General features: G+C 61.4%; 8 protein-coding genes and 1 pseudogene. 4 read left to right on the plus strand and 5 right to left on the minus strand.

From position 1 onward, the window contains the following. Positions 1-374 precede the first annotated feature (374 nt). Positions 375-1,871 carry a hypothetical protein gene (locus tag ACFVYA_RS24460; protein WP_387048171.1) on the minus strand — a complete coding sequence of 499 codons (1,497 nt, stop codon included), beginning with the start codon at positions 1,869-1,871 and terminating at the stop codon, positions 375-377. Between the two features lie 251 nt (positions 1,872-2,122). Between ACFVYA_RS24460 and ACFVYA_RS24465 the strand changes: the two genes are divergently transcribed. Both ACFVYA_RS24465 and ACFVYA_RS24470 read left to right on the plus strand, forming a co-directional pair. Further along, positions 2,123-2,563: an Imm1 family immunity protein gene (locus ACFVYA_RS24465; protein WP_387048172.1), complete on the plus strand. Its 441-nt coding sequence runs from the start codon at positions 2,123-2,125 to the stop codon at positions 2,561-2,563. Between the two features lie 867 nt (positions 2,564-3,430). After that, positions 3,431-4,291: a helix-turn-helix domain-containing protein gene (locus ACFVYA_RS24470; protein ID WP_387048174.1), complete on the plus strand. Its 861-nt coding sequence runs from the start codon at positions 3,431-3,433 to the stop codon at positions 4,289-4,291. Here ACFVYA_RS24470 and ACFVYA_RS24475 read toward each other — a convergent pair. Both ACFVYA_RS24475 and ACFVYA_RS24480 read right to left on the minus strand, forming a co-directional pair. Beyond that, entirely contained in the window at positions 4,277-5,992 is a 1,716-nt protein-coding gene (locus ACFVYA_RS24475) for a hypothetical protein (RefSeq protein WP_387048176.1), read from the minus strand. The two genes, ACFVYA_RS24470 and ACFVYA_RS24475, sit on opposite strands and share 15 nt — an antisense overlap. Positions 5,993-6,261: 269 nt before the next feature. Next, the gene (locus ACFVYA_RS24480; RefSeq protein WP_387048178.1) at positions 6,262-7,140 is read right to left on the minus strand and encodes a hypothetical protein; all 879 of its coding nucleotides are present in this window, start codon (positions 7,138-7,140) and stop codon (positions 6,262-6,264) included. A gap of 739 nt (positions 7,141-7,879) precedes the next feature. On the opposite strand from ACFVYA_RS24480, the gene ACFVYA_RS24485 reads away from it, so the two are divergent. Beyond that, on the plus strand, positions 7,880-8,524 hold the full coding sequence (locus ACFVYA_RS24485) for a hypothetical protein (protein WP_387048180.1): 645 nt from the start codon (positions 7,880-7,882) through the stop codon (positions 8,522-8,524). A 186-nt stretch (positions 8,525-8,710) separates the two neighbouring features. Here the strand turns inward: ACFVYA_RS24485 and ACFVYA_RS24490 are convergent, their stop codons facing one another. Continuing rightward, the gene (locus ACFVYA_RS24490) at positions 8,711-9,004 is read right to left on the minus strand and encodes a hypothetical protein (RefSeq protein ID WP_387048182.1); all 294 of its coding nucleotides are present in this window, start codon (positions 9,002-9,004) and stop codon (positions 8,711-8,713) included. Between the two features lie 377 nt (positions 9,005-9,381). Continuing rightward, positions 9,382-10,152: pseudogene (locus ACFVYA_RS24495) on the minus strand (alkaline phosphatase D family protein); the annotation flags it as partial. 124 nt (positions 10,153-10,276) lie between these two features. Here ACFVYA_RS24495 and ACFVYA_RS24500 point away from each other — a divergent pair. Then, positions 10,277-12,634, plus strand: a complete 2,358-nt coding sequence (locus ACFVYA_RS24500; protein ID WP_387048184.1) for a penicillin acylase family protein — start codon at positions 10,277-10,279, stop codon at positions 12,632-12,634. Positions 12,635-12,778: the final 144 nt, after the last annotated feature.

Below are 12,778 nucleotides of genomic sequence, written 5' to 3' on the forward strand. Positions count from 1 at the left end.
CCGCAACTCCGTCGCCGGAACTACCAGCTGGGAGCGCCGATGCACCGCACGAAGCACGCCACTGCGGATTGCGGAGCACACGCAGGACTCGGTGACACCGAGACTCCAAGCGGCCTGACGGATGGAAAGAAACGCCGAAGAAGCGGCGCCGTGTGTTGTGGTTTTCATCAGTGTTGACCCTTACTATTGGCTCCGACCCTGCGGTTTGCGGGCCGTGCCATCAAGTAAGCCGTCAACGCGAGATAGCGACTATGTCGGCGCGTGAATAAAGGATCCTACGAAGGAATATGCGCAGGTCGAGGCCATGTTCAAGCCACGCGACATTCCAGAAAAGAATATTGAACGCCGAGAATATTCTCTGTCGGAATATTGTGTTACTGGGCGCGCTTGACGTCGGCGAACATCTCTCGGAAGTCCGCGCCTGCGTTGGCGCCATAGGTGTCCAGCTCGTGCTCTAGCTCGCTGGACACCATGAGCAGCGTCGGACGGCTCTGACGGCCGTTCTGAAGCGCCTCGATGCCCAACGCGGCGGCCTCGTCGACGTCACCGCGCCTGGCGGCGATCACGGCGAGCGTGAGCTGTGCTTCCGCTATGCGCATAGGTGCCATCGGAACGCCTTCGGGGTTGACGCTCCGACGCATGACTTCCTCAGCGTTGCGCTGGGCAAGTTGGTCCTCGCCGACCAGTCGGTAGGTGTCCATCGCGTAGAAGTCCCACTTGTCCGGGTCGACCACAAAGTGATTATCCGGCCTGTCGGGGAACGGCAGCCGTCCCAGCAGCTCGCTGCCAGCGTCGAGGGCCTTGTGAACTTCCTCGACCATTCCCATGCGAGCGTAGGCTTTCGCTTGCTGGCCGTAGAGCTGCACCGCAACGGAATGCGAGGGCGCAGCCAGAGCGCCGGACTCAGCCGCCGGAATCACGGCGCGATAGTTTCCGGCTGTCAGATGGAACCACGCCAACATTTCATGCGCCCAGCCGACGATGCCGGGATCTCCAGCTTCCTTGCCGAGTTCCAACGCCATACGTCGGGTGGCCTCGGCGGCACGCGCGTCGCCCACGTCGTACTCAAGGCACCCCACCAGAAGCGCCAACATCCCAGACTTGGTGAGCACCTCACGGTGCTGGCCCAGCGATAGGCGGTTTTCGAGCAGCTCGGTCATCTTGCCGAGCCACTCCTTGCCCGTCGTCATGAGCTGACGGGCATCCGCGTGAGGGTAGTCGCAGCACAGCTGCTCAACGGTGATGTCCAAGGCATCGATGGTGGACGAATCGATTGCTGACGCACGGACCCGCCGAAGCAGTTCGAGTGTGTCCATGCCGGTGTTCACGACAAGAAGTTCGTCCCGCGCCTCGGGAGTGACCAAGCCGCTGGGCCGCGAGTCACCGGAGTTCAGACGTTGACCCACTGAGAGGTGCTGAAATCTCAAGCGGCTTTGGCCGGGGAAGTCGAACCAGAGCAGATGCTGAGGCAGGTGAAGAATCTTCGCGTAATTCCGGAGCGTCTCAAGGTTCTGCTCAGGCTTGCCGTTCTCCAGCTTGCTCACCTGAGCCTGAGTGAGCCCGAGCCACCGCCCCAACAGCTCCTGATTCAACGCCTTGCCGAAGAGCTGAAGGTGACGCGGGTGGTTTCGATACGCCTTGAACACCTTGCCGATGTGCTGGCTTTCGAAGGCGGCACGAAACTCGTCCGTCTCGAAGAACTCGTTCCTCAATTGGGCGGGAGGCGTCCGAAGCTGGTCGCGTTGCTCACGGTGGCACTTGCTGCACAGGCGGGCCGTGTTGTCTGCGGCAAGTGCCGACCCACACCCCTGGCAGCGACGGCCGCCGGAAGTGCCGGCCGCACGATGCTGCGGACCACCGGGTGAGCTCATCGGTTCCCCTCGCCTAACAGGTGCCTGCCTCCCTCTGACCAGCGTACATAGGGCGACAGGGTCTCACCAGCGAGTGAGCCACGTCAGAGCGGAATCGCCGTTCCACCTGGCGTTATGCCGCTCTCGGCATGTCACATGCCGAGAGCGATATAGACGAGCCTGTTGCACAGCGTGACGGTTGGGGCGAAGGCGAGCACGTGCCCCGCGCGCCTGGCCCTGAACCGCTCCCCGACCGAACGGCGACGTGACACATGCTCCTGACAGCTTCGCTTACCACTGGCGTGGCCCGCGTCACGAGCGGAATGCTGGAATCGACTCGACTTGTCAACGAGATTCTGAGAACGGATCATGTCGACTGGGAGACCACACTTATGGTCGGGGACGTCGAATTTCACCGAAGCAAAGATGGGCCCTTCCCCGACCATCAGCTTCGGATCAGCGTCCGGCCATCGGCCGGTTTTGCAGCCCTGAACTACATGGATAACCACGATCGAGAAATGCCGATCGCAAACTCTTTCAACCCGAAGCGCCCTCTGCCTGATGTGAACCTAATATTCAACGGCACAACGGGCGCAGTGTTCCCCCGCGCGGCGGCCATCCCAATCCCCGATGCGCGCGCAGCCTTGATCGAGTGGCTGAACACCCGAAAACGACCAACCTGCATCGAATGGCGTCCCTATGACTCATACTAACGATCTCGACCAACACTTGTTCGTGACATGGAGTCGATGCCTTTTAGACAGCCATGACCACGCGATCACGGATGAAGAGTTTGCGCGTGGCGTACAGCGTCAAGAAGGATGGTTCGTTGCCCTGTGCGGGCATGAGTTGCTGATCACATCAAGCCTCATACCACCAGCTCCACCCTGCCCGCACTGTCGTGCCTATGTCGCTGCACGAGCAATCCTCCGCAATGCGAACGCGCAGCCCGAAATACCTTCGCCCAGGAAAAGTCTGCGAAAACGGCTCTTCCGGCAGCGCCGATGGTCGTCCGCCGCTGCGTGCCCTCCACGTGGCGGCGGACCTGAAAGTCCGGCGGGGACGGTCTGCCCCTCGACCGTAGCCGTCCCCGCCGGACGCGACTCTCACGGAGCCGAGCGATGACGACACGACTCGTCCTTGGACGCCCACTGCCGGGCGTTGTGGGCGAGACTCGCCGCGTGGTCCACATATTCGAATTGGCGGAGCAGGAACTTTCTTCCGATCGGCTGATCGCAATGTGCACCGCGTCGTTCAGCTCCGGTCAATTGGAATTGATCGACCGCCCCACGGGCTTACCCTGCGAGTCATGCTTGCGGCGGACTCCCAGCGCTGAGCCTGAGGTACCGAACGAAATATGGCCTTCACTTCCGCCCGGTTCGGACGGCGAGTGAGATGGAAGAAGAAGACCAAAAGTCGCCCCTTGACGATGCGTTCCGACAGCTATCGAGAGGACGCAAGGCCGGCGAACCAATGACAGATGAGGACCTAGCGGCCGCGCAGCGCGTTGTAAACGCCTTTTGGCCGCGATTTCAATCTTCACGACCGCTGCCTAAGCGGTGGCGTTAATGGGAGCAAATTTGACTAAGCTGAAAGCGGGAGCCGCCTCCACGAAGCCCGGTTGGCCGGGTGTATTCGCGCTTGGCATTGCACTCCGCCGCACACGGATGGCGAGAAGGATCTCATTGCGAGTTCTCGCTTACCGAGTGGGTATTCACCCTGCCGTACTGTCCGCATGGGAACTCGGCGTGCGCGCCCCTAAGCTTGAGGACGTCGCACGCCTGCTTGGCTGCCTCCACGTCAAGAAGGCCGAATACCAAGGGATTATTGAGATTTTCCGTCAGATTGACGGGCCGACGCTCATCGAACCAGTTTCGGATATTGCTTATCCGTTGCTCTGGCACTACGAGATGACCGCAACCAGGATCTTCGAATGGGCTCCCGCACTTGTGCCCAACCGGCTCCAAACCGCTGATTACACTCAGGCAATACTGAACAATAGCCTTCTCAGCGAAGATGAGGCGAGTCGCCACTCGCTCGCCTGCGCGGCGCGCCCGAATATTGTCAACGGTTGCCCCTCGGGAATTTTCACCTTCTTCCTAGGCGAACCCGCCTTGCGAAGCGTTGGAGGTACCCCACAGGTGATGCTCGACCAACTTCGCTATCTACAGAAAGTCAGCGAGCTTCCACATATCAAGGTACGCGTGATTCGCGGTGACGCCTCTACCAACCTCGTACCACCGTTCTCGATTTACGAATCAACCAGAACAGGAGCGACTACGATCGTTCACCAGAACCTCCACGGAGTCGTCTACGACGCAGAGCCGAAAAGCGCCGGCCGCCACCTGTCGACAGCAAAAGCAATACAGGCAAAAGCGGCCAGCGAATCCGATTCAATGCGGATGATCACCGCAACCATCGACCAATCACGTCTCCATTAGTCGACAGTTGCGTAAGGCCCGTACGATGACGTTGCGGCGATCCGCGGATGGCTCTACACCTAAACCCTGCACCGGGCGAAATACTAGAACGGGAATGTATTTTCGTCCAAGCCGGTCAGGTCCCAACTGGCGACCTCCGCAAAAGTCTCCGTGACGGTCACGACGAAAGTGAGGACTCCAGGCAAAGAACCGCTCGCCAGTCGGCGGGGCGACCTCAAATTTGCGCGCCTCGGGACCAACCGACGGAACTAGCTCAAGTTCACGAAAGGTCATCTCTGGGTGACGAAGAAAAACTTGAGGCGCTGGTATCTCGGTGCCGCCGATGGTGAACGTACGCGGGGCGATGACGATGACCTGAGGCGGCGTACTTGAGGGCACAGTGGCCGGCTTGATATTGCGATAACTTCGCACTATCTCGCCTTCGTACATGAGTCGCAGACACCGGAGTTCAACCCGGTCACCGTCGTCGTATGACTGATGACATGGCGCAAACTGCTCGCCCAGCTTCGCCTCAATCGCAATGATGTCACTTAACACCTCAGCGCTAACCTGAGTTTGCGCGAGTTGTTCATCCGCAAGAGTGAACGGCTTAATACTTACAAAGGTTTGACCGTGGACATTAAACTGCATTGTCGTCGCGTGATGCATCTGAAGCTGCAGGATTGCATCCGCCATCATAAGCTGGTTCGTTGAGTCAAAATTCAGGAGCTCAACGTTGATGGGGCGGATTCTGCTCTCTTCGACCTCAAAGCTGAATTTGAACATGACGCAACCAGCCACCAGGACATCCCACCGCATGACGTTGCCCTCAGTGTGACGATGGGCCACAGCGGCAGCGTAGGTGGCTAGGACTGATCCGTCTGCATCCGCGAGAACCACTTCTACGTGGTTAGTCGGCGTATGGCGCAGGAGGTCGGTCAGGGTAAGCGGCTGCCACTCCTCACCGAGCCCGATTTCCATCTGACGAAGATCTGGCATGGCAGTACCGACGGGAGCGACCAGCAGCCTAACCTCCTCGCGAAGTTCAGCAACACCGATGCTGACATCTTGCTCCCACGGCTGGCCATCGATGGTGATCACCCCGGCGTCGCGGAGCTCTTCGACAAATCGCAAGGTACTGACAGCCAAAGCTGCCACATTGGAAAAGTATCGGACAGCCGCCGCATACCGTTCCCGAAGCGGGAACTGCATAGCTTGTTGTTTCGGACCTCTGGGGTCAGCGTGAACTAGGTCAGCGTAAAGCCATGCGGCCGCCAGTTGCGTATCAGACACCAGCGGACTGGCGTCCGATCCGTCCGGCCGCATGAGCTGCATGGAGTACGCCTGCGACTCGACACCTTGCAGCTCTACAGCCTCCCAGGCCCTAGCCAACGCATCGAGTTCCCTCTGCTGCTGTTCGTTCACAATGCCCGACTGTTCGATGACATATTTGAGCGCGATGATGACTTTTTCGTGGTGTATGGGTTCAGATGTGATCGTCAGTGGACGCACTCTGGCCGCGAGCGACTCAAAGACCTCCTCGTCAGGCGGAAGCTGGCGCACGAAGGTCACAGCTCCGGTCACATCCATTCGCGCCGTGAATGACCCGCTGGCGTGCTCAATAAGCTTTTCCCAGTCAGCCACGAGCGAGTGGGCCTGGATGCGACGCGCACGAAGAACGAACTCACTGAGCGTCTTATGGTGATCCGGCTGCCTCGTCATCAGGGAACGATACCTGGCAAGCACGGGTAGTAGCAATCGAGATAAGTACGGTGGGAGTTCAACGCGTACGTCTTGGCGGTAGGCAACGTCCGACGCCAAGGGATCATACCGCGATGGTGGACACGGCCTGAGAGCGAGATACTGCGCGCTCGGGGGTTCGCGCAGGTAGAGCCCAAGTTATGCTGTTGTTAGTTGACGCACGTGGTGGTTCTCCAATCGCATGTGTATACCCCCGTTTCCGCAGATTAAATACTCAAGCTGATATGGCACTAGTACTTAGTATCGCCATTTGGACCAGGTCGCGCGAGCGCCTCTTCAATGAGTGCCAGATCGGCCGCACACGCAATGTAATTGGCCAGGAAAAACTCCTTTGCCTGCTGAAGGTCAGGTGGATCACTAAGTACCGTGGCCCCAAGGTCAACTTTCTTAGAAATTGACTTGGCGGCCTCAAATTTGCGATCTGCGGCAATGTAGTAATCACAATCGCGCTCGTCTGCATTCATCGCTATTACCGGGGTATGCGGACCAGGAAGAGTATCGAAAGCGATCCGATCACCAATGTCAGTCCGAACAAAGCAAACGTTCCGTCGCAACCAAACTTCCACATTAATGGCCAAGTAATTTTGCTGAGCGACACCTGCCCATAGAATAGTACTTAATACCTCAGATTGCAGGTCTCGCGCTAACCCAGAAGTCGAAGGCAAACCACGAGAAATCGCATGATACTCGACAAACTCTTGCAAAAGAGAAGCGTTATCCGGATCGAGAATTACTACTGCGATCGTCCTCTTCGCGCCATCCTCCTTAGACCTACTTCGGAATTCTGATATGACCGACTTCCGCACCCATCGACCAAGCTGACCGTCATGCCTCCATGACTTCGATTCACGCATCGATCTTACTATTCGATCATGACCGTCTCGCGCAGTCATGGGAGTGACTTCGTCAATCTTCGTCTCTATCCGAAGAAGATATCTAGTCAAAAACGTTAGAAACGCCGCGGTCAGCACCGCACCGATTGCGCCTGAAGTTATCTGCTGCAGGGTGACGAGCCAGGTCAGACCCCACTCCTTACTGATCATCTTATTGGCCCATACCCCGCACATCAGCGCCAGCAAGCCGGCCAGCAAAGTAACCCAAATCAGCACTCGACGAGCTTGAACTGACCGAAGGAGGTCTAGCATGTGTACGCCACCTTCCATCATGCGCCCAGCACGGGCATCAGAAGGGAGAGGTTACCTTGCTGCCGACACTTGGATCTAACCAGGAAGCTGAGCAGAGACGTCCCATGAGGATCTACCTAGCTGGTCCATCTGCATCCTGCAAGACGACATATGGGCGATTCTTGAGCGAGAACCTCGGGCTGAGCTATGTGTCAGGCTCGAAAATTCTCGCCCACACATTGGGACGTTGCGACATCGACTGGCTACACGAGCGTTGCGCCACCCAACACCTGAGACGCGGAAACCTAGCCGATTCAATGACGGATCGTCTCCTTTTGAAGATTGCGGCCATAAAGGAACGCGTAGTCCTTGACTCCTGGACACTTCCCTGGATCGCGCCCAGACGCGACGGCGACGTTCGAATCTGGCTAGAAATTGACTCTGGAGCTCGCGCCTCAAACCTACTCTTGCACAACAGGTCACTTCGCAAGTTTGAAGCGGACACCTTGGAAGCATTGTTAAAAACGAAAGATCGCGACAGCGTCGAAAGGTATTCCGAAATGTATGGATTTACTTTTGAGCGATGCGCGCAGACCTTTGATATAGAGATGAACATCACGGGGTGGCTAGCACGGAATCCGCGAGAGTTACATCGGGAACGGCATACTATTCTCACTGCCCTAACTTCTAGTATATCAAGGCAGAGAGCATTAAGGTGGCTAGTATGAAGACACCTGATGCACGCATGTTCCTCGGCGACCGAAGCACTACGGCGAACCTTTTGTCCCAACTACTGGCCGACGTGCAACGCGATGAACTCTCGGCATACTGGCATCCTTTTGGTTTCTTCAGAGTCGAACTGGGCGAAGATACCGACCAAATGCGGCATGCCATCCATGTGTGGCCTCACCATTCGAATGAAGGTCAAGGCGACAATTTTTCGATACATCGGCATCCTTGGCGACTCGAAAGCTTCATTATATCCGGGTCGTTGACCAACACCGTTTACAACGTTGAGATGGGCTCCACAACAGGGCGGCGCGTGTACCTGTCAGAAGTGAAGGTTCAGCACGGATCGTCCCACCTGACGGAAACTGGAGAATTCGGCAAGGTTCTGGACGTAACTCCGACAGTGCAGGACGCGGGCACCTTTTACAGTCTGACTGAATTTGACTTCCACAGCACTACGGTCCCTCCAGACTCCACAACAATTACCTTGATTAGACGAAGCCATCCCGTTGCACCCCACGGCGTTATCCTTGCCAACGACGGCCCAGAGAAGGTCGACTTCGAGCGTCGCGCAGTGGAACCGGCCGTCCTCATGGCGCACATTGAAATGATAAGGGAAAAACTGCGTACCCTTATTTGACGTGGGCACGTACATGACTGACGGAATGCATGTGAGTTCGAGCGCGACGAGCACTGAGACTGCTTCCGTTACGAGACTTCTCCGACCAACGGCAGCAACACAAGATGGATACTCGCTCTGTGTGAGGATAATGGTGTTGTCGGTTGACCCACCTAGTGGTCCGGCGGTCTTATTTGGGACGCGGACTTAGGCGTCGGGTTCCGACGTACCGGGCGGCGTCCACCAGTCCAGAAGTTTGCGGAGACGCTGCACGTTCTCCGAGGTCAAGAGCAGTTCGAGCTTCTCCTCCTGATTGCCGCCGAACACCTTCGTTTCAACAACCAGCCGCCGCAGGTGGCCTCCGAAGGTCGGCGAGTACGAGGAGTCGCCAATCATCCCCAGTTTTGTCACCGTCAAGAGTCCACGCGCAGCCAGATCGGCGCCCATGAGGATCATGTCGGGCGCGCCGGTGTCGCTGGGAGTTAGTCCGCCGCTGGTCACGAGCCATGGCTCCCCCGCGTCCATGGCCGCCTTATGTTCTGAGCAGACGACTGCTTCAACCAGTGGGCCGTCCGGCGGACCAAGGTTGATGATCTCAGCGGGTGCCCGCTGGCATCGTAGAACGCCGCATGGCATCGCTCTCCTCCTCAGCTCGCAGGCGCGTTTCCAGCGTGCCAGCGTAAGCCGATTGGTGGGGATGACAAGCCGCCATGCTGAGCGTTGGACGGGAACCCACTAGTGGGTGACCTCTTCGTACGTCTCGTCGACCTGCCTCAGATAGCGACGTGCGGCAGCCTTCTCACGATCGGCGTTCGGGCGGTCCCTCGCTTCGGAAGCGTCTTCCCTGGTAGCCGCTGATATGCTGTTGTTAGTTGACGCACTTGGTGGTCATCCCACTGGACATAGGCGGGCACCTGCGCGGCGAAGCGCTTGAAGTTGTCGTCGAGCCGGTTGTAGGCGTGCTGGCCGCGGAATTCGTCGAGGGTCTCGGCGACCTTCGACTTCTCCGGGGTGACGACGTTGCGCCAGGTCCGGCCGCCGGGGAGGGTGACGGTCTCGGTGAGTGGGCCGTCGGAGTACACCGTGTCGCCGCTGTGCAGGAACAGGTCCGGGCAGCGGGCGGCCATCGCGGAAAAGATCGTCATCCCGCCCAGGCCCGGGTTGATCCCCCAGTTCTGGCCGACGACGTCGCCCGACCACAGGATCCGCGCGTCGCGGCGGCCCATCGGCGCGGTGGCGAACCGGCCGGTCAGCGGCTCGCTCGTGGCGCGCCCGTCCAGGGCTTCGGCGGTGACGCGGTAGTGGTACTCGGTGCCGGGCGCCAGCGCCGCGACGCGCACGCGGCCGGTGCCGCCGCTGCCGGGGCCCACCAGCGGGCCGGGCACGCGCCGGGCGTGCCGGAACGACGGGTCCCGCGCGATCTCGACGACCAGGCGTGACGGCCGGTCCGCGCGCGACCAGACGATCGCGGAGCCCGGCGTGACGTCGCCGGACTGGACGCCGTGGGTGAGCACCGGCCGGTCGCGGCGGACGAGCGGGACCGCGGCGAAGGCCGTGGGCGGCACGACGAGGCCGGCGGCGACCGCGGAGGCGCCGGTCAGCCCGGCCTTGAGGAGCGTGCGGCGGGAGTGGCAGGTCGGTTCGGTCATGCGCGGTTTCTATCCCGCCGCGGCCAACACCGGCTTGCGTGCGGGTGAACGAACATTGGGGTTTTCCCCCATACCCCGCGGCGATCGCCGTCGGTAGCGTGGTGATCACGACAAGGGGGTACGAATGACGCACATCCGGAAAGCGCTGGCCATTTTCGCGGCTGCGCTCTCGGTCACCACACTCAGCACCGGCGTCGCAACAGCCGGGGAAGACAGCGCGAAAGCCGTCCTGCGCTACACCGAACACGGCATCCCGCACATCGTCGCCAAGGACTTCGCGGGCCTGGGCTACGGATACGGTTACGCGGCGGCGACCGACAACGTCTGCGAGCTCGCGAAGATCTACGTCACGGTGAGCGCGCAGCGGTCGCGGTACTTCGGCCCGGACGGCGAGGGCTATCCATCGCTGTCCGAGGCGAAGAACAACCTGCACAGCGACCTGTTCTTCCAGCAGCTCAACGACTCCGGCGTGGTCGACAGGCTGGTCGCGCAGCCCGCGCCGCAGGGGCCGCGGCCGGAGGTCCGGCAGATCGTTTCCGGCTATGTCAAGGGGTTCAACGCCTTCCTGGCCCGCACCGGCCGGTCCGGGATCACCGATCCGGCCTGCCGCGGCGCGGACTGGGTCCGGCCGATCAGCGAACAGGACTTCTACCGCCACTTCTACTCGATCGCCGTCACGGGAGGCCTGGGCTTCGTCACCGAAGGGCTGTTCGCGGCGCCGCCGTCCGGCACGGCGACCGCGAGCCCGGGCACGGCCGCGCAGCTGTCGGCGAGCCTGCGTGACGGGCTCGGCAAGGGCGGGCTCGGCAGCAACGGCATCGCGATCGGCGCCGAAGGAACCGCGGCGGGCAAGGGCAGCGTGCTGCTCGGCAACCCGCACTACCCGTGGCACGACGGGCGGCGGTTCTGGCAGAGCCAGCTCACCATTCCCGGCCGGGTCGACGTGGCCGGGGCGAGCCTGCTCGGCATGCCGTTCGTGATGATCGGGCACACCGCGGACGCGGCCTGGACGCACACGGTGTCCACACCGGTCACGTTCGGCCTGTTCGAGGTGCCGCTGGCGGCCGGTGACCCGACGACGTACGTGGTCGACGGCAAAGCCGAGAGGATGACCTCCCGCGAGGTCACGGTCCAGGTGCGCCAAGCCGACGCGACGCTGAAGCCGGTCCGCCAGACCTTCTGGTCGACGCGGTACGGCCCGGTGCTGAACGACGTCGGCGGGTTCCCGGTGCCGTGGACGGCGAAGTCGGCGTACGCACTGCGCGACGCCAACGCGACCAACCTGCGCGGGTTGAACACGTGGTTCGAACTCGACCAGGCGCGCAGCACGGCCGACGTCGTCCGCGCGCTCAGCAGCACGCAGGGCGTGCCGTGGGTGAACACGATCGCCACCGACCGAGCGGGCAACGCGCTCTACGCCGACATCCAGGTCGTCCCGCACGTCACCGACGAACTGGCCCGCAGCTGCAGCACACCGGCCGGGCGGGAGACACTCGCCGGCGACGGACTGGCCATTTTGGACGGTTCACGATCGTCCTGTCAGTGGGGTTCGGACCCGGGCGCGCTGGAGCCGGGGATCTTCGCGCCGTCGCGGCTGCCGCAGCAGCAGCGGCGGGACTACGAGCTGAACGCCAACGACAGCGCCTGGCTGGCGAACGCCCGGGCTCCGCTCACCGGTTTCCCGCGGATCGTCAGCGATCAGGACACCGAACGCTCCCCGCGCACCCGCGAAGCGCTGGTCACGGCCGAGGCGAGCAAGTTCACCACGGACTCGATGAAGAAGATGCTCTTCACCGACCACAGCCAGTTCGCCGACCTGGCGGCGGCAGACCTGGCGAAGCTGTGCGCGTCGTTCCCGGGCGGGCAGGCCCCGTCGTCGTCCGGCCCGGTCCCGGTCGGCCCGGCGTGCACCGCGCTGGCGAACTGGGACCACACGTATTCGCTCGACAGCCGGGGTTCACTGCTGTTCCAGCGGTTCGCCACCCGGCTCGGCGGGCTGTCCCGGTTCACCGTGCCGTTCGACCCGAAGGCGCCCGTGACGACGCCGAACACGCTCAACGTCGGGAACGCCGACGTCCAGAAGGCGTTCGGGGACGCGCTCGCGGAGCTGCACGCGGCGGGACTGGCACCGGACGCCCGGCTGCGCGACGGCCAAGCGGTCACACGCAACGGCGAGCGCATCCCGATCCACGGCGCCCAGGGCTTCCTCGGGGTCCTCAACGTGATGACGCCGGTGTGGGACCCGGCACGGGGCAACACCGAGGTCGCACACGGGTCCAGCTTCATCCAGGTGGTGGGGTTCAGCGGGCACGGATGCCCGGACACCTCGACGTTGCTGACGTATTCGCAGTCGGCCAATCCGGCGTCGCCGTACTTCAGTGACCAGACGAAGCTCTACAGCCGGGGTGAGTGGGTGAAGGGCCGGTTCTGCGAAGCCGACATCCTGCGCTCCCCCGCGCTGCGGATCGTCGTGCTGCGCTGAGTGTGAGAGTGGTCAAGCCGGTCTGGCGGTGATGGGCCGGCGGGGACGGCAGCGGGCGTGACCGGTCCGGCCGGAGCCGGCCGACACCTGCTCGCCACGCTGCGCCCCTGGCTCGCCGCATCCGCGGGCTGGAAGCAGAAGGGC

The organism is Amycolatopsis sp. NPDC058278, from assembly GCF_042881395.1.
Lineage (GTDB): Bacteria > Actinomycetota > Actinomycetes > Mycobacteriales > Pseudonocardiaceae > Amycolatopsis.

Coding starts and splice junctions, on each gene's coding strand:
- ACFVYA_RS24460 (WP_387048171.1), bottom strand. CDS start 1,871: ATGAGCTCACCCGGTGGTCCGCAGCATCGTGCGGCCGGCACTTCCGGC.
- ACFVYA_RS24465 (WP_387048172.1), top strand. CDS start 2,123: ATGCTCCTGACAGCTTCGCTTACCACTGGCGTGGCCCGCGTCACGAGC.
- ACFVYA_RS24475 (WP_387048176.1), bottom strand. CDS start 5,992: ATGACGAGGCAGCCGGATCACCATAAGACGCTCAGTGAGTTCGTTCTT.
- ACFVYA_RS24485 (WP_387048180.1), top strand. CDS start 7,880: ATGAAGACACCTGATGCACGCATGTTCCTCGGCGACCGAAGCACTACG.
- ACFVYA_RS24500 (WP_387048184.1), top strand. CDS start 10,277: ATGACGCACATCCGGAAAGCGCTGGCCATTTTCGCGGCTGCGCTCTCG.